Origin of the sequence: Sphingobium chlorophenolicum (assembly GCF_000722875.1) — a bacterium.
GTDB lineage: Bacteria > Pseudomonadota > Alphaproteobacteria > Sphingomonadales > Sphingomonadaceae > Sphingobium > Sphingobium chlorophenolicum.
Window position 1 is genome coordinate 32,591 of sequence record NZ_JFHR01000042.1, and the last position, 16,141, is coordinate 48,731.

Consider the following 16,141-nt stretch of genomic DNA (forward strand, 5'->3'; position numbering starts at 1 on the left):
GACCCGGAAGCCGCCCTTTTCGATCATTCTACCGTGCCTTAGCCTCGGCTGGCCGAGCCGCCTTCGGCCCGGCGCTATTGGTCGAGGAAGCTGCGCATCTTGCGGCTGCGGCTGGGGTGCTTCAGCTTGCGCAGCGCCTTCGCCTCGATCTGGCGGATGCGTTCGCGGGTCACGCTGAACTGCTGGCCGACCTCCTCCAGCGTATGGTCGGTGTTCATGCCGATGCCGAAACGCATGCGCAGAACGCGCTCCTCGCGCGGCGTCAGAGAGGCGAGGACGCGGGTGACCGTTTCCTTGAGGTTCGCCTGGATCGCGGCGTCCACTGGAATGATCGCATTCTTGTCCTCGATGAAATCGCCCAGATGCGAATCCTCCTCGTCGCCGATCGGCGTTTCCAGGGAGATCGGCTCCTTGGCGATCTTCATCACCTTGCGCACCTTCTCCAGCGGCATGGACAGGCGCTCGGCCATTTCCTCCGGAGTCGGCTCGCGGCCCTGCTCATGCAGGAACTGGCGGGACGTGCGGACCAGCTTGTTGATCGTCTCGATCATGTGGACCGGGATGCGGATGGTCCGCGCCTGATCCGCGATGGAGCGGGTGATCGCCTGCCTGATCCACCAAGTGGCGTAGGTGCTGAATTTATAGCCGCGCCGATATTCGAATTTATCGACCGCCTTCATCAAACCGATATTACCTTCCTGAATAAGATCAAGGAATTGCAGGCCACGGTTCGTATATTTTTTAGCGATGGAAATGACGAGGCGCAGGTTCGCCTCGACCATTTCCTTCTTGGCGATGCGCGCCTCGCGCTCGCCCTTCTGCACCATGTTCACGATGCGGCGGAATTCGGAAAGCGACATGCCGGTCGCCTGCGCGATTTCGCTCACTTCGGTGCGGATGCGCTCGACGGCGCGCCCTTCGGCGGCGGCGAAGGCGGCCCATTTCTTGTCCAGTCCGGAAATCTTGTCCAGCCAGCCATCGTCCAGCTCATGGTTCACATAGCGGTCGAGGAAATCCTTGCGATTGACCTTATGCCGCTCGGCCAGACGCAGCATCTGCCCGCCCAGCGCGGTTAGCCGCCGATTATAGGCATAGAGTTGATCGACCAGATATTCGATCTTCTGCTGGTGAAACTGGACGCTCTCGACCTCGGCGGTCAGTTGCTCGCGCAGTTCCTGATATTCATCCTCATTCTTCTGGCTCAGCGCCTCGCCGATCGCCATGGCGACCATGCGCGCTTCCTGCGCGGCGGAAAAGGCGCGGAAAATCTCCGTGATGGTCGCGAATTTCTCCAGCGCCATCGGTTTCAGCGTCTCTTCCATCTGGGCGAGGGAAAGAGTGTTGTCCTCCTCTTCCTCCTCTTCCATCCGGCGGGTGCGGCGTTCGGTCAGGCCGTCCTCATCCTCGTCGGAATCGGCGGATTCCTCTTCCGGCTCCTCCTCTTCCTTGAAGCTGGGACCGGCGGTCTTCTCGCTGATCTCGCCGTCATCGTCCTCGGCGCCTTCCTCCAGATTTTCCGGAGCAGGGTCTTTCGACAGCATCGCGTCGAGATCGAGTATCTCGCGCAACTGCATCTCGCCATTGTTGAGGGCGGTGGACCATTCGATGATCGCGTTGAAGGTCGTCGGGCTTTCGCACAGGCCCAGGATCATGGTGTCGCGACCGGCCTCGATCCGCTTGGCGATGGCGATCTCGCCTTCGCGGCTGAGCAGTTCCACCGCGCCCATCTCGCGCAGGTACATGCGCACCGGGTCGTCGGTGCGGTCGACCGTTTCCTTCTTCTTCTCGGCTACCGGCCGCGGCGATCCGTCGTCGTCGCCGCTGTCGTCCGTGTTGTCGTCGTCGCTGTCGTCGCGCTGATCGTCGCCGTCCTCGCCGGCTTCCTCATTTTCGACGATGTTGACGCCCATTTCGTTGAGCGCGGACATGATGTCCTCGATCTGCTCGGAGGACATCTGGTCCTGCGGCAGGGCGTCGTTCAATTCGTCATAGGTGATATAGCCGCGCTTCTTGGCGCGGGCGATCAGCTTCTTGATCGACGCTTCATTCAGATCCAGCAACGGCGCATCGCCGGTATCCTGATCCTCGCCCGCACCCTTGCCGTTCGCCTTGCTCGCCATTTATTCGCCTTAACTCCGCCGTCCCCGTGCAGGGGACGGTCCAAGATCATATACTATCTTCGGACTGCGCCAGTTCCGCCAGGCGGCGATCATGATCCAGCTTCAACTCCCGGACCCTTTGCTGTTCCGCAAAGCTGTCCTCGTTGAGGTCGTCTCTCGCCCGCCGGGTAGCTTCCGCCAACGCCGCCTCCAGCTCCGGTCCTTGCGCCATCACCCGAATGGCCTCGTCCAGATCGCGTTGCACGCGATCCGAGTCGGCCTTGCTTCTGTGGGGGGTGAATGTGAACGTGTCGGCCCGGAGCATCCCCTTTGCCATATTATACACTTCACCTTGCCCCAATATGGTAAGGAGGCCACCTGTTTCAACTGTTTCTTTGCCGAACGACGCCGCGATCATCGCCTTCATCAATTCCGCCAGCGCCCCATCGGCGATTCGCAGCCCGGAAAGCGTTTCCCGATGCAGCGCGATCTGCTCCGGATGCCGCAGCAGACTGGCAAGGATGGCCCTCAATAACCGTTGCTCCATGCCGCTGGCGCCGATGGCCCGCGCCTCGCTCCCCGCGGGCGGGAGAGGGGGCTTCCAATTGCCTTTCCTGTCCCGCTGCCAGCCGGAACGGGCGCCGCCGCCGCGCTGATGCCGGGGCTGGAAAGCCTGCCGCGCAAAGAACAGCGCGTCATAACGCTCGCGGAAAGCATGGACATAATGCGCCCGCACATCGGGATGGCCGATGGCGTCGGTGATTCCGGAAAGCCGCTGCTTGAGCGCCGCCCGCTGCTCCGGCGTGTCCAGCGGGGCGGCGGCCTGTTCGAACTTCCAAAGCCGCTCGACCAGCGGCTCGGCTGCCCCCAACACCGATTCCATGGCCTGAGGCCCCTGGGCGCGGATCAGATCGTCCGGGTCTTGCCCCCCCGGCAGGGTCGCAAAGGCCAGACTCATCCCCGGCCGCAACAAGGGCAGCGCGCGCGTTGCCGCCCGGATCGCAGCCTTCTGCCCCGCCGCGTCGCCGTCGAAACAGAGGATCGGCACATCCGCCATTTTCCACAGCCGCTCGATCTGATGCTCGGTCAGCGCGGTTCCCAGCGGCGCCGCCGCCTCCCCAAAACCCGCCTGCGCGAGGGCGATCACATCCATATAGCCCTCGACCACGATGATCCGCCCGGCCTGACGGCTGGCCGGAGAGGCCCGGTCGATATTGTAGAGCGTCCGTCCCTTGTCGAAGAGCGGCGTGTCCGGCGAGTTCAGATATTTCGGCTCGCCCGCGCCCAATATGCGCCCGCCAAAGGCGATGACCCGCCCCCTGATATCCCGGATCGGCAGCATCAAACGCCCCCGGAACCGGTCATAGCTGTCGCGTTCCCCGTCGGGATCGATCAGCAATCCCGCCTCGATCAACAAAGGCTCGCCAAAATCCTTGAGCGCCGCCTTGAGCCGCCCGCGCCCATCCGGCGAAAATCCGAAGCCGAAGGCCTTGGCCATCGCCGCGCTGATCCCCCGCTTCTGGAGATAGGCCCGCGCCTCAGCACCCTCGATGCCGCCAAGCTGTTCCTCGAAAAAGGCCTGCGCCGCCGCCATGACGTCGTGCAACCCCTTGGCCTGCTCCGCCCGCTTGGCCGCGCGAGGGTCGGGCGCGGGCACGTCCATGCCCGCCGCCTGCGCCAATTCCTTCACGGCCTCCATGAAGGGCAGGCCGCGCTGATCGGTCATCCAGCGGATCGCATCCCCATGCGCCCCGCAACCGAAACAGTGATAGAAACCCTTCTCGTCATTGATGGTGAAGCTGGGCGTCTTTTCATTATGGAAAGGGCAGCAGGCCTTATATTCGCGGCCCGCCTTCTGCACCTTCACCGTCCGCCCGATCAGGGTCGACAGCGAAGTCCGCGCACGCAGTTCATCAAGAAAGGCCGGGGATAGACTCATGCTTAGCTGGCGCCCCCACCTTTTAATCCATCTTCCATACACCCGTTCGTTTCGAGCGAAGTCGAGAAACGCTCACGCGGCGGCCTAGAGAAATGAGACACCAAGGACCAATTTCCTGCAAGCATGGCTTCCTTCTTGGCGCGCGACCAGCCGCCGACGATCCGTTCCGCTTCCAGGGCTTCGATCCGCGAAGAAAAAACCTCGCTCCAGACGAGCGCGACGGGCAACCGCCTGCGCGTGAACTGGCTGCCTTGCCCCGACTGATGCTGCCCTATCCGATGCTCAAGATCATCTGTATGCCCGGTATAATAGCGCCCGTCCGAGCATCGCAGCATGTAGGTCCAGAACGCCATGTTTTGATTATGCCGGAACAAGCGCCCGTGTCGAGCCGCACGCGCCCCCACCCGTTCGTTTCGAGCGAAGTCGAGAAACGATATGTGTGCACTTTCCGTTTCTCGACTTCGCTCGAAACGACCGGTGGTTGGGAAAAAGCGGGCGAGCCGTCAAAATGCTATGCTCCCGCCAAACCCCCTACGAAAGCGCCGCCTTCACCAACCCGCTGGCCTTGCTCATATCGATTACCGACCCATGGCGCTCCTTCAGCACGGCCATGACCTTGCCCATATCCTTGACGCTGGCCGCGCCCACCTCCGCCTTGATCCCCTCGATCGCTGCCCTGGTCTCATCCTCGCTCAACTGCTGCGGCAGGAAGCCGTCGATCACGTCCAGCTCCGCCTGCTCTTTGGCCGCCAGCTCGTCGCGCCCGCCATTTTTGAACATCTCGATGGATTCGCGCCGCTGCTTCACCATCTTCTGCAACACCTCGACCACGACCGTGTCGTCATCCGGCACGTTCGAAGCGGTGCGCAATTCGATATCCCGGTCCTTCAGCTTCGCCAGGATCAGGCGCACGGCGGCCAGCCGATCCTTCTCTCCCGCTTTCATGGCGGCGACCTGGGCGCTCTTAATCTCGTCGCGAATCATGCGAATATGTCCTGTCTCTCGGGAAAGGATCAGATATAACGCCAAAAGAGATTTTTAACAGGAGTTGACCGCAACGCCTCACCCGCATAGGTGACCGGCCGTTTAACCCGCAGCAGACGGGTTCCCGCAAAAGCATAAAGGACGATACGACCATGGCTGACGCCAAGACCCTCATTGTGCCCAAAGGAGCGACAGGGGTATTGGTTTTCGCCGATGGCTCGGCGGTGTTCGGCCGCGGTTTCGGCGCCGTCGGCGATGCGGTGGGCGAACTCTGCTTCAACACGGCGATGACCGGCTATCAGGAAGTGATGACCGACCCCAGCTATGCGGGCCAGATCGTCACCTTCACCTTCCCGCATATCGGCAATGTCGGCACCAACCTGGACGATGTGGAGGCGGACCTGCCCCATGCGCTGGGCTGCGTCGTGCGTCAGGACGTCACGGAACCCAGCAATTTCCGCAATGTCGAACCCTTCGACCAGTGGATGAAGGAAAAGGGCCGCATCGGTCTGGCAGGCGTCGACACCCGCGCCCTGACCCGCATGATCCGCCTGAAGGGCGCGCCCAATGTCGTGATTGCGCACGATCCGGAAGGCAATTTCGACCTGGAAGCGCTCGCCGCCAAGGCTGCGGCCTGGCCGGGCCTTGAAGGCATGGACCTCGCCATCGAAGTCAGCGCCACGGAAAGCCGTCTCTGGAAAGACGGCGTATGGAAGCTCGGCCATGGCTACGGCCTCGACGAAACCGAAACCCCGTTCGTTTCGAGCAAAGTCGAGAAACCTCGTCCCCATGTCGTCGCCCTGGATTATGGCGCGAAGAACAACATCTTCCGCAACCTCGTAAAGGCGGGCGCGTGCGTCACCGTACTGCCCGCCACCGCCAGCTTCGAACAGGTGATGGAGCAGAAGCCCGACGGCGTCTTCCTTTCCAACGGCCCCGGCGATCCCGCCGCGACCGGCGAATATGCCGTGCCCGTGATCAGAAAAGTGCTGGAAGCCGGCACGCCCATCTTCGGCATCTGCCTGGGCCACCAGATGCTGGCGCTCGCCGCCGGAGCGAAGACGATCAAGATGCACCAGGGCCATCGCGGCGCCAATCACCCGGTCAAGCGCCTGTCCGACGGTCTGGTCGAGATCACCTCAATGAACCACGGCTTCGCGGTCGACAGCGATACGCTGCCCGCCAATGTGAAGCCGACCCATGTGTCGCTCTTCGACGGCAGCAATTGCGGCATCGAACTGACCGACAGGAAGGCCTTCTCGGTCCAGTACCACCCCGAAGCCTCACCCGGCCCGCAGGACAGCTTCTACCTGTTCCAGCGCTTCGTTGAGGAGCTTAAGTGAGCCTCAACCTGCCCCCGGTTGACGAAGCCCGTCTCGCTGCGGAGTGGGAGGCGGACAAGGCCGTCCTCGCCAATCTCGCGGCGAATGGCGATGTGGCGCGCATCGCGCGCCCGGTCGATGTCAGCTTCAAGGGCAGCGAGAAGGATTTCGAGCGCGTTTTGACCATCGCCAGCCAGTTCGGCTTCGTGGAACTGGACCGCGAAGAGGATGAAGATGGCGACCTCTTCCTGTTCCTCGAATGCGAGCAGCCCGTCGATGAACAGTCGATCCGCGCCCTGACGAAAAAATGCCTCCAGATCGAAATCCTCTGCGGCGTCGAATATGACGGCTGGGGTTGCGAGGCCCGGACGGGGGGAGTGCATTGATACAGGATGCACCTCCACCGGCATACCATTGCGTCAAGGCCGAAGATATTACGGCGGATTCAAAGGGAAATGCGTTTGTTACCCTTAGCGGAGATCCCCAACAACTTACCGCTTTTTTGAACGAAATTCCGAAATCGGGCAGCTTGCAGCTCGAAGCGCAGTCGCAAGCCAATGGCGTTGCATTTGCGCGCTTACGCGGCGCATTAAACACGCCATATCGTGAGATTGGCGGCCTTATTTACTCGGCTCAACGTCGACACTTAGCCGTCGCGATGACCACCGATCCCTTGATTTGCGAAATAGAAGAGAAATAATGCCCAAACGCACCGACATCTCCTCCATCCTCATCATCGGCGCTGGCCCGATCATCATCGGCCAGGCTTGCGAGTTCGACTATTCGGGCACGCAGGCGGTGAAGGCGCTCAAGGAAGAGGGCTATCGCATCATCCTGGTCAATTCCAACCCGGCCACCATCATGACCGACCCGGAATTCGCCGACGCGACCTATGTCGAGCCGATCACGCCCGAAATCGTGGCGAAGATCATCGAAAAGGAACGCCCCGACGCGGTGCTGCCCACCATGGGCGGCCAGACGGCGCTCAATACGGCGCTCGCCCTGTTCAATGACGGTACGCTGGAGAAGTTTGGCGTCAAGATGATCGGCGCCGACGCGCAGGCCATCGACAAGGCCGAAGACCGCCTGAAATTCCGCGACGCAATGGACAAGATCGGCCTGGAATCGGCCCGCTCGCGCATCGCCCACACGATGGAAGAGGCGCTGGAGGCTCTGGAGTTCACCGGCCTGCCGTCGATCATCCGGCCCAGCTTCACGCTCGGCGGCACCGGCGGCGGCGTCGCGTACAACAAGGAAGAGTTCAAGCGGATCGTCTCCGACGGACTGGACGCATCGCCCACCACCGAAGTGCTGATCGAGGAATCGCTGCTCGGCTGGAAAGAATATGAGATGGAGGTCGTCCGCGACCGCAACGACAATGCCATCATCATCTGCTCCATCGAAAATGTCGACCCGATGGGCGTCCATACAGGCGACTCCATCACCGTCGCGCCCGCGCTGACGCTGACTGACAAGGAATATCAGATCATGCGCAACGCGAGCATCGCGGTGCTGCGTGAAATCGGCGTGGAAACAGGCGGTTCGAACGTGCAGTTCGCAGTCAATCCGAAGGACGGCCGCCTGATCGTCATCGAGATGAACCCGCGCGTCTCCCGCTCTTCGGCACTGGCGTCGAAGGCCACCGGCTTCCCCATCGCCAAGGTCGCGGCGAAACTCGCCGTCGGCTACACGCTGGACGAGATCGAGAACGATATTACCGGCGCGACCCCGGCGTCGTTCGAGCCGACCATCGACTATGTCGTGACCAAGATCCCGCGCTTCGCCTTCGAAAAATTCAAGGGGTCCGAACCGCTGCTCGGCACCGCGATGAAGTCGGTGGGCGAGGTGATGGCCATCGGCCGCAACATCCATGAATCGATGCAGAAGGCGCTGCGGGGTCTGGAAACCGGCCTGTGCGGCTTCAACGAGGTCGATCATCTCGTCGGCGCCCCCAAGGACGACATCATCGCCGCCCTGGCCCAGCCGACGCCGGACCGCCTGCTGGTCGCCGCGCAGGCGCTGCGCGAAGGCCTGACCGTCGCGGAAATCCACAATATCGCGAAGTTCGATCCCTGGTTCCTGGAACGGATCAAGGAAATCATCGACGCGGAAGGCGAAATCCTCAGCAACGGCCTGCCGCAGGACGCGGATGGCATGCGCCGCCTCAAATCCATGGGCTTTTCCGACAAGCGCCTCGCTTACCTCGCGCTCAAATCCGCCAATCTGCGCGGCATGGAGCGGGGCATCGCGCGCGGTTCGGGCCTGATCCACGAAGCGGTCAAGGCCATGACCGGCGGCGTCACCGAGGATGAGGTCCGCGCCCTGCGCCACAAGCTGGGCGTGCGCCCGGTCTTCAAGCGCATCGACACCTGCGCCGCCGAGTTCGAGGCGAAGACGCCCTATATGTACTCGACCTACGAAGCGCCGATCTTCGGGGAGGCGGAGAATGAGGCGCAGCCCAGCGACCGGAAGAAGGTCGTGATCCTGGGCGGCGGTCCCAACCGCATCGGGCAGGGCATCGAGTTCGACTATTGCTGCGTCCACGCCTGCTTTGCGCTCAGCGAGGCCGGTTATGAGACGATCATGGTCAATTGCAACCCTGAAACTGTATCAACCGACTATGACACCTCCGACCGTCTCTATTTCGAGCCGCTGACCGCCGAAGACGTGTTGGAAATCCTCAGCGTCGAAATGTCGAGCGGTTCACTTCTTGGAGTCATTGTGCAATTTGGCGGTCAAACCCCGCTGAAACTGGCCCAGGCGCTCGAAAATGCGGGCGTTCCGATCCTGGGCACCTCGCCCGACGCCATCGACCTCGCAGAAGACCGCGAACGCTTCGCCGCTCTTATCGACAAGCTCAAGCTCAAGCAGCCCGCCAACGGCATCGCCCGCAGCCGGGAAGAAGCCATCGCCGTAGCCAACCGCATCGGCTACCCGGTGCTGATGCGTCCCTCCTACGTCCTTGGCGGCCGCGCCATGGAGATTGTCGACGGTCAGGCGCAACTGGAGGAATATATCGCCACCGCCGTCCAGGTGTCGGGCGACTCCCCGGTGCTGATCGACCAATATCTGCGCGACGCGACCGAGGTGGATGTGGACGCGCTCTGCGACGGCGACGATGTGGTCGTTGCGGGCGTGCTCCAGCATATCGAGGAGGCGGGCGTCCATTCGGGCGACTCCGCTTGCTCCCTGCCGCCCTACAGCCTGTCGGACGACATCATCGCGGAGATCGAGCGTCAGGCTGACGTCCTGGCCCGCGCCCTGTCCGTTCGCGGATTGATGAACATCCAGTTCGCGGTCAAGGACGGGGTGGTGTATCTGATCGAGGTCAACCCCCGCGCCAGCCGCACCGTGCCCTTCGTTGCCAAGGCCATCGGCACCCCCATCGCCAAGATCGCCAGCCGCGTCATGGCGGGCGAGAAGCTGCATGATCTGCCGAAGATCGACCGCAACGCGATTTCGCACATCGCGGTCAAGGAAGCCGTCTTCCCCTTCGCCCGTTTCCCCGGCGTCGATCCGGTCCTCTCACCGGAGATGAAGAGCACCGGCGAAGTCATGGGCATCGACAGCGATTTCGCCACCGCCTTCGCCAAGTCGCAATTGGGCGGCGGCACCGTCCTGCCCAAGAGCGGCACCGTGTTCGTGTCGGTCAAGGACAGCGACAAGCCGGTGATCCTGCCCGCCGTGCAGAAGATGGCCGCCCTGGGCTTCGCGATCATCGCGACCGGCGGCACCGCCCGCTATCTGGAGGATCAGGGCATCGCCGTCCAGCCGGTGAACAAGGTGGCGGAAGGGCGCCCCCATATCGTGGACAAGATCATCGACGGCGACGTCGACCTGATCTTCAACACGACGGAGGGTTGGCAGTCGCTGAAGGACAGCAAGGAAATCCGCACCAGCGCGCTGCGCGCCAAGGTACCGAGCTTCACCACGGCGGCGGCTTCGGTCGCTGCTGCGGACGCGATAGAGGCTCTTCGGGGGCATGCCCTTGAAGTGCGGTCGCTCCAGTCCTATTATCCCGTGTCGCAAGCCTGAACCCCTGCATAAGGAAGCATGCTGCGGGCGGCCCCATGGTGGGGGCCGCCAAAGGGAAGTTTTGACGAAGGATTTGCAATAATGGCGACCGTCGAGAAGATGCCGATGCTGCAAATGGGCTATGACAAGCTCAACGCGCAGCTCCGCGAATTGAAGGCCGAACGGCCCTTGATCGTGGACGCCATCGAAGAAGCGCGCGCACACGGCGACCTTTCCGAAAACGCCGAATATCATGCGGCGAAGGAACGCCAGGGTCAGGTCGAGGCGACCATCGCTGACCTGGAGGACAAGCTGTCCCGCGCCCAGATCATCGACCCGACGACCCTGTCGGGCGACAAGATCGTCTTCGGCGCGACCGTCACGCTGCTGGACGAAGACGACAAGCCGGTGAAGTACCAGATCGTGGGCCAGGCCGAGGCGGACGCCAAGGTTGGCATGATCAGTTATAACAGCCCGCTCGGCCGCGCCCTGATCGGCCGCCAGATCGGGGAAGAGGTCGAAGTTTCGGTTCCCTCGGGCGACAAATTCTACCTGGTCGACAAGATCGATTTCATCTGAAATCCATGAAACTGCCTGCCGGGCGCATGACCAACGGGATCGCGGCGATCACATTCGCCGCGTTTCTCCTGCTCTATCTGACGGGGCAGGTCGACAATGCCGCCATCATCGCCGGTTTCATCCCGGCGCGGGTGGAGGATGGCGCGCTGCTGGCCGGAATGGCGGCGGTGCCGGCTTGGCTGACGCCGATCAGTTGCACGCTGGTGCATGCGAACTGGCTGCATATCGGCTTCAACCTGTTCATGTTCGTCTTTTGCGGACGGCAGGTGGAACATGTGCTGGACAAGGGCGCCACGCTGCTCCTCTATGTTGCGGGCGCCTATGGCGCGACGGCGCTGCAATGGGCGGTCGATCCGCATTCGGCCAATCCAATGGTCGGCGCCAGCGGCGCCATATCCGCCGTCATCGCCACCTATTCGCTTCTCTACAGCCAGCAGAGAGTCCGGCGGGTCGGGCCGATTTCAGCCAATCTGGTCCGTCTGCTCTGGCTGGCGGCAAGCTGGATCGTGCTGCAACTGATGATCGGTTTCGCCACGGCGGGCGGCGCAGGCGGCCTTGGCCAGATTGCTATCGCCGCGCATATCGGCGGTTTTCTGGTGGGGCTGGCGCTGACGCGCCCACTGCTGCGCTGGCGCTTCCGCAAGCGTCCCCAGCCCCTTTCCTGAAATATTGGCCTGAACGTCCCTTATTCGTTCGGCAAATCCGGTTCCAGCAACCGGTGCAGGTGCACGATCACATAGCGCATCTCCGCATCGTCGACCGTCCGCTGCGCCGCGCCGCGCCACGCATTTTCCGCCGCGGCATAATCGGGATAGACCCCAACCAGTTCGATGGAGTTCAAATCTTCGAATTCCAGCGTCTGGGGATTTTTGACGCGACCGCCCATCACAAGGTGCAGCTTGCTCATGGTGTCTTATTTTCTCCTGTTCGGTGAACAGGCACAGTAGCAGGCCGCCCGCACCCGTCAAAGGGGCAGGCGGCCAGTTCAGCATGCTTTTGCTGACTGAGCAATTAGGATTTCGGCAACCGGGCCTTCAGCGCCTCGCCAATCGCATCCACCTTGGCCGCCACCAGCGCGATCACATCGTCCGCGAGGCGGGAGGTCTTTTTCGCCAAATCGGCGGAGGCCACGGCGTCGCGGGCCGAGGTTGCCGCCTCCTTCGTTCCCTCGGCGGCGTTGTTGAGCGCGTCGGTCGTGCTGGATTTCAGGCTTTCGGCGCTCTCCGCTGCCGCGGCCTTCGCGGCGAGCGCTGCGTCCAGCACCTTCGCGCCCGCGCTTGACGCCAGGCCGGGCAGCGCCTTCATCGCGGAGCGGCTCTTCGGGAACATCCAGGCGATGACCGCCCCGGCAGCCACGGCCCCCGCGACGGCGACGATGGGATGTTCCTGCACGATCTCATTGGCGCGGGCTGCGACCCGCTGCGACCGGTCCCGCGCGTCGGCATAGGCGGCGCTCGCCTTGTCGCGGGCGTCGCCCGCCCGTTCCCGGCTTGTCTGTATCAACCCCCCGGCGCCCTCCCTGGCACGGTCCGCCGTATCGCGGACCTTGCCCGAAGCGGTTTCGGCAATGTCGTTCGCCGCTTCGCGGGCACGGGTGATTTGAGCGCGGATACCAGCCATCATCAGTCTCCGGAATCTTCTGTGCGGTTCCTTATCCGAACGTATAGCCGCTGGAAAAGGCTCCCAAGCGGACGCCGCATCAAATAAAGCGCCAATGCGCCCACCGCCGCCGCCGTCGCGGCCGGCCGTTGCCGCACCTTCGCGGCGGCATAGGCGGTGCCGTCCAACAGGGCCTCGGTCGTCTTGTCCCGCGCATCCTGCTTCAGCCGGGCGGGCGCGACGCGCGCCTTGGCGGCGAGGGCGCTGGACAGAAAAGCCGCCTTGCGCGCATCCGCCAGCGCCGTCGCATCCCGATAGGCTTGTTCCCGCTTCATGCCCTCACGGCCTTCTTCATCCGGTCAATCCGACCCTTGGCGATCAGCAGCAATAGCAACGCGACGATCAGCGTGCCGCCGAATACCGCGCCGGTTGCCCAACCTGTCCCCAAAAGGGGCGCCAGCGCCAGGACAGCGCCCACAAGTCCGGCGACGATGGCGGCAAAGACCAGCATCGCGGCCACCACCGCCAGGATCGCGGCATCGCGCACTCCCGCGCCCACGATGGCGGCGCGCAGTTTCTGCCGTGCAACCTCCGCCTCCGCATAGGCGCGGCCGTCGGCGTACAGGCGTGTGAAGGCTCCCCGGACGGACTCGTCCTGTTCTTCGCTGTGCAAGGGCTCTTGCGTCAAAACTTCCTCCGCCCCAGCGTCGGGGCTTTGCGTTCACCACTTGCGAACGGCATATTCAGGCGTCTTCGTCGGAACCCTTGGCAAGGCGCATCAGCACGAAGCCGACCACCGCCGCCGCGCCGATGGCGACGGCAGGACTCTTGCGGACGAAATCGCGCGCTTCGGTCATCAACTGGTCGACATCCTTGCTGTCCAGCGTCTTTGCCGCTCCGGCCACGGACTCCGCAGCCTGGCGGGCATAATCGCCATATTGCGGGCCCAGCTTCGCGTCGACCGTGCCCGCAGTGTCGGAAATCAGCTTGGCCAGGCTCTGCATGGCCGATCCGGTCTTGTCCTTGGCGACGCCGGCCGCCGACTTCGCGGTCTTGGAGGCCTGATCCTTCAGCGGGTCGATATGCGCTTTCCAATCGACGGCGTTCAGCTTGTCCGTAGCGGCCTTCGCCGCCTTCTCGGCTTGGGCCTTGATCGGCGCGATCTGCGCGGTCCAGCCATGGGCAGCGGCGCCGTTGCCGGGTTTGCTGGGGGTTGCGGCCTTGCGTGTGGGGGCGGCCTTGACGGGCGCGGCCTTCGTCAGCGTGGCTGGCTTGGCCTTCGGGGTCTTGGCCGGGCTGGCTTTCTTGGCGCGCTTGGCGGGCGGGGTTTGGGGGGTGTCGGCCATCGTCCTTTGTCTCCCTTTAAATGCGGTCGGATTGCGATGCGGGCTGGCGGCTTTGCTTTTAATGCTCGCCACCGCTCACAGTTCCGTTGCCGTTACTATTTTGAGCATCGGCATTTTTCGAGTCCTTGCAAGCCCCTGCATTGCCAAGCGGGAAGGCGGTAGCTAAGCGGAGCGCGAAAAGCGACCCAGAGCCAGTCCCCCAAGACCAGTCACAAGGAGCGATCCATGACCGCCATTCTCGATATCCACGCCCGCCAGATTCTGGACAGCCGCGGCAATCCGACCGTCGAAGTCGACGTGATGCTGGAGGATGGCAGCTTCGGCCGCGCCGCCGTGCCTTCGGGCGCGTCCACCGGAGCCTATGAAGCGGTCGAGAAGCGCGACGGCGACAAAAGCAAATATCTGGGCAAGGGCGTGCTGGCCGCCGTCTCTGCCGTCAACGACCAGATTGCCGAGCAGATCATCGGCCTGGACGCGGAGGATCAGGCGGAGGTCGACGCCGCGATGATCGCGCTCGACGGGACGGAGAACAAGTCGAACCTGGGTGCCAACGCGATTCTGGGCGTCAGCCTGGCCGTGGCGAAGGCCGCCGCCGACACGCGCGGCCTGCCGCTCTACCGCTATGTCGGCGGCGTAAACGCGCATGTCCTGCCGGTGCCGATGATGAACATCATCAACGGCGGCGAGCATGCCGACAATCCCATCGACTTCCAGGAATTCATGATCATGCCGGTCGGAGCGGAAAGCATCGCCGACGCCGTGCGGATCGGGTCGGAAATCTTCCATACGCTGAAGAAGGGCCTGCACGACAAGGGGCTGGCGACCTCCGTAGGCGACGAGGGCGGTTTCGCGCCCAACATCGCGTCGACCCGCGACGCGCTCGATTTCATCATGCTGTCGGTGGAGAAGGCGGGCTACAGGCCGGGCGACGACGTCGTGCTGGCGCTGGACTGCGCTGCGACCGAGTTCTTCAAGAACGGCAAATATGAAATTTCGGGCGAAGGCCTGTCGCTCAGCCCGGTCGAGATGGCCGATTACCTCGCTGCCCTTTGCGCCGACTATCCGATCAAGTCGATCGAGGACGGCATGAGCGAGGATGATTTCGAAGGCTGGAAGGCGCTGACCGACAAGATCGGCGGGAAGGTCCAGTTGGTGGGCGATGACCTGTTCGTCACCAATCCGAAGCGCCTGGAAATGGGCATCGGCAAGGGGCTCGCCAACTCGCTGCTGGTGAAGGTGAACCAGATTGGCTCGCTCACCGAAACGCTGGCTGCGGTCGACATGGCGCACCGGGCGCGCTACACCGCCGTCATGTCGCACCGTTCGGGCGAAACCGAGGATGCGACCATTGCGGACCTGGCCGTCGCCACCAATTGCGGTCAGATCAAGACCGGCTCGCTCGCCCGTTCGGACCGGCTTGCCAAGTATAACCAGCTTATCCGTATCGAAGAAGAATTGGGCGACATCGCCGTTTACGCGGGTCGTTCGATCTTCCGCTAAGTCAATTTTCCGACGGACGGCCGCAGGGGCTATAAATTTTGCTTGCGGCCGGCCCGTCCGTGTGATTCAACTGGTCCATGGCGCATATCGCGAAACTCCGCATGTTGCTTTTTTCGGCTTTCGGTCCGGCGATTGCGGTGCTTCTTCTTCTTTTCTTCGCCGGCTATGTGGTGCTGGGATCGAACGGCGTTCTGGCCTGGGGCGACTATAAGCGGCAATTGCATCAGGCGCAGGGCGAACTGAAGCAGGTCCAGGCCCATCGGCAGGAACTCAAGAACCGGGTGGATCTGCTCAATCCCCGGCGCGTCGACCCCGATCTGTCCGATGAACTGATCCGGCGGGAGCTGGGCGTCGTCCATCATGATGAAGTCATCGTCCCGCTGAACTGATTGTCCGGGGCGACTAATCGATCGCTTCTCCATGCCCTTGCGTCCCATGCCGCGTTGCATTTTGGGACGTTCTGCCGTTATACCGGCCTTCCTTCCATCCTCATCTACGCAAAAGGATAATAGCCTTGGCGAAACCAGCGACGCCGCGCCCCTCACGCGCAAAGGCAGCAAAAGCTGTCGGCGCGGACCACAACCGGCCTCGTCCAGAGGCGCCTGATGATTATAAGGCCAGCAAGGAAGAGTTGCGGGAATTTTACCGGCAGATGGTGCTGATCCGGCGTTTTGAGGAGAAGGCGGGGCAGTTATATGGTTTGGGCCTGATCGGCGGCTTCTGCCACCTCTATATCGGTCAGGAGGCTGTGGCGGTCGG

The 16,141-nt window shown here is 62.8% G+C and carries 17 protein-coding genes and 1 pseudogene; 9 read left to right on the top strand and 9 right to left on the bottom strand.

What is annotated here, in order from left to right; all coding sequences use genetic code 11:
• Positions 1-74: 74 nt before the first annotated feature.
• From rpoD to BV95_RS16180, 4 genes are all read right to left on the bottom strand, one after another.
• Positions 75-2,120: an RNA polymerase sigma factor RpoD gene (gene rpoD, locus BV95_RS16165; protein ID WP_037454202.1), complete on the bottom strand. Its 2,046-nt coding sequence runs from the start codon at positions 2,118-2,120 to the stop codon at positions 75-77.
• A 46-nt stretch (positions 2,121-2,166) separates the two neighbouring features.
• Positions 2,167-4,038, bottom strand: coding sequence for a DNA primase (gene dnaG, locus BV95_RS16170; RefSeq protein ID WP_037454205.1), 1,872 nt, complete (start codon positions 4,036-4,038; stop codon positions 2,167-2,169).
• 2 nt (positions 4,039-4,040) lie between these two features.
• Complete coding sequence (locus BV95_RS16175) at positions 4,041-4,391, bottom strand: GIY-YIG nuclease family protein (protein ID WP_037454209.1); 351 nt, start codon at positions 4,389-4,391, stop codon at positions 4,041-4,043.
• A gap of 178 nt (positions 4,392-4,569) precedes the next feature.
• Positions 4,570-5,022, bottom strand: a complete 453-nt coding sequence (locus BV95_RS16180; protein ID WP_037454211.1) for a GatB/YqeY domain-containing protein — start codon at positions 5,020-5,022, stop codon at positions 4,570-4,572.
• A 152-nt stretch (positions 5,023-5,174) separates the two neighbouring features.
• On the opposite strand from BV95_RS16180, the gene carA reads away from it, so the two are divergent.
• From carA to BV95_RS16205, 6 genes are all read left to right on the top strand, one after another.
• Entirely contained in the window at positions 5,175-6,365 is a 1,191-nt protein-coding gene (carA, locus tag BV95_RS16185; protein WP_037454213.1) for a glutamine-hydrolyzing carbamoyl-phosphate synthase small subunit, read from the top strand.
• Complete coding sequence (locus tag BV95_RS16190; protein ID WP_037454216.1) at positions 6,362-6,730, top strand: ribonuclease E inhibitor RraB; 369 nt, start codon at positions 6,362-6,364, stop codon at positions 6,728-6,730. The genes carA and BV95_RS16190 overlap by 4 nt, the downstream gene beginning before the upstream one ends.
• Positions 6,727-7,044 (top strand): hypothetical protein, encoded by a 318-nt coding sequence (locus tag BV95_RS24125; protein WP_156483468.1) that lies wholly within the window; start codon positions 6,727-6,729, stop codon positions 7,042-7,044. The genes BV95_RS16190 and BV95_RS24125 overlap by 4 nt, the downstream gene beginning before the upstream one ends.
• Positions 7,044-10,379 carry a carbamoyl-phosphate synthase large subunit gene (carB, locus tag BV95_RS16195; RefSeq protein WP_037454219.1) on the top strand — a complete coding sequence of 1,112 codons (3,336 nt, stop codon included), beginning with the start codon at positions 7,044-7,046 and terminating at the stop codon, positions 10,377-10,379. Before BV95_RS24125 ends, carB begins: the two co-directional genes overlap by 1 nt.
• Positions 10,380-10,460: 81 nt before the next feature.
• Complete coding sequence (greA, locus tag BV95_RS16200; protein ID WP_037454221.1) at positions 10,461-10,937, top strand: transcription elongation factor GreA; 477 nt, start codon at positions 10,461-10,463, stop codon at positions 10,935-10,937.
• Between the two features lie 5 nt (positions 10,938-10,942).
• Positions 10,943-11,602, top strand: coding sequence for a rhomboid family intramembrane serine protease (locus BV95_RS16205; RefSeq protein ID WP_037454224.1), 660 nt, complete (start codon positions 10,943-10,945; stop codon positions 11,600-11,602).
• A gap of 20 nt (positions 11,603-11,622) precedes the next feature.
• Here the strand turns inward: BV95_RS16205 and BV95_RS16210 are convergent, their stop codons facing one another.
• From BV95_RS16210 to BV95_RS16230, 5 genes are all read right to left on the bottom strand, one after another.
• Positions 11,623-11,844, bottom strand: coding sequence for a DUF4170 domain-containing protein (locus BV95_RS16210; RefSeq protein WP_037454225.1), 222 nt, complete (start codon positions 11,842-11,844; stop codon positions 11,623-11,625).
• Between the two features lie 104 nt (positions 11,845-11,948).
• Positions 11,949-12,557 carry a hypothetical protein gene (locus BV95_RS16215; RefSeq protein WP_037454260.1) on the bottom strand — a complete coding sequence of 203 codons (609 nt, stop codon included), beginning with the start codon at positions 12,555-12,557 and terminating at the stop codon, positions 11,949-11,951.
• A gap of 2 nt (positions 12,558-12,559) precedes the next feature.
• On the bottom strand, positions 12,560-12,871 hold the full coding sequence (locus BV95_RS16220) for a hypothetical protein (RefSeq protein WP_037454229.1): 312 nt from the start codon (positions 12,869-12,871) through the stop codon (positions 12,560-12,562).
• A complete protein-coding gene (locus BV95_RS16225) occupies positions 12,868-13,224 on the bottom strand; it encodes a hypothetical protein (protein WP_051749816.1) in 357 nt (118 codons plus the stop codon). The genes BV95_RS16220 and BV95_RS16225 overlap by 4 nt, the downstream gene beginning before the upstream one ends.
• A 55-nt stretch (positions 13,225-13,279) precedes the next feature.
• Positions 13,280-13,882 carry a hypothetical protein gene (locus BV95_RS16230; RefSeq protein WP_037454231.1) on the bottom strand — a complete coding sequence of 201 codons (603 nt, stop codon included), beginning with the start codon at positions 13,880-13,882 and terminating at the stop codon, positions 13,280-13,282.
• A gap of 225 nt (positions 13,883-14,107) precedes the next feature.
• Between BV95_RS16230 and eno the strand changes: the two genes are divergently transcribed.
• The 3 genes and pseudogenes from eno to BV95_RS23235 form a co-directional block, all read left to right on the top strand.
• Positions 14,108-15,382, top strand: coding sequence for a phosphopyruvate hydratase (gene eno, locus BV95_RS16235; RefSeq protein WP_037454234.1), 1,275 nt, complete (start codon positions 14,108-14,110; stop codon positions 15,380-15,382).
• 77 nt (positions 15,383-15,459) lie between these two features.
• Positions 15,460-15,771, top strand: a complete 312-nt coding sequence (locus BV95_RS16240; protein ID WP_037454237.1) for an FtsB family cell division protein — start codon at positions 15,460-15,462, stop codon at positions 15,769-15,771.
• Between the two features lie 125 nt (positions 15,772-15,896).
• Positions 15,897-16,141, top strand: a pseudogene (locus BV95_RS23235) (pyruvate dehydrogenase (acetyl-transferring) E1 component subunit alpha); the annotation flags it as partial.

Bases quoted from the DNA above. Each gene is read 5' to 3' on its own strand.
- rpoD (WP_037454202.1), bottom strand. From the start codon at position 2,120: ATGGCGAGCAAGGCGAACGGCAAGGGTGCGGGCGAGGATCAGGATACC.
- dnaG (WP_037454205.1), bottom strand. From the start codon at position 4,038: ATGAGTCTATCCCCGGCCTTTCTTGATGAACTGCGTGCGCGGACTTCG.
- BV95_RS16175 (WP_037454209.1), bottom strand. From the start codon at position 4,391: ATGGCGTTCTGGACCTACATGCTGCGATGCTCGGACGGGCGCTATTAT.
- BV95_RS16180 (WP_037454211.1), bottom strand. From the start codon at position 5,022: ATGATTCGCGACGAGATTAAGAGCGCCCAGGTCGCCGCCATGAAAGCG.
- carA (WP_037454213.1), top strand. From the start codon at position 5,175: ATGGCTGACGCCAAGACCCTCATTGTGCCCAAAGGAGCGACAGGGGTA.
- carB (WP_037454219.1), top strand. From the start codon at position 7,044: ATGCCCAAACGCACCGACATCTCCTCCATCCTCATCATCGGCGCTGGC.
- greA (WP_037454221.1), top strand. From the start codon at position 10,461: ATGGCGACCGTCGAGAAGATGCCGATGCTGCAAATGGGCTATGACAAG.
- BV95_RS16205 (WP_037454224.1), top strand. From the start codon at position 10,943: ATGAAACTGCCTGCCGGGCGCATGACCAACGGGATCGCGGCGATCACA.
- BV95_RS16210 (WP_037454225.1), bottom strand. From the start codon at position 11,844: ATGAGCAAGCTGCACCTTGTGATGGGCGGTCGCGTCAAAAATCCCCAG.
- BV95_RS16215 (WP_037454260.1), bottom strand. From the start codon at position 12,557: ATGGCTGGTATCCGCGCTCAAATCACCCGTGCCCGCGAAGCGGCGAAC.
- BV95_RS16220 (WP_037454229.1), bottom strand. From the start codon at position 12,871: ATGAAGCGGGAACAAGCCTATCGGGATGCGACGGCGCTGGCGGATGCG.
- BV95_RS16230 (WP_037454231.1), bottom strand. From the start codon at position 13,882: ATGGCCGACACCCCCCAAACCCCGCCCGCCAAGCGCGCCAAGAAAGCC.
- eno (WP_037454234.1), top strand. From the start codon at position 14,108: ATGACCGCCATTCTCGATATCCACGCCCGCCAGATTCTGGACAGCCGC.
- BV95_RS16240 (WP_037454237.1), top strand. From the start codon at position 15,460: ATGGCGCATATCGCGAAACTCCGCATGTTGCTTTTTTCGGCTTTCGGT.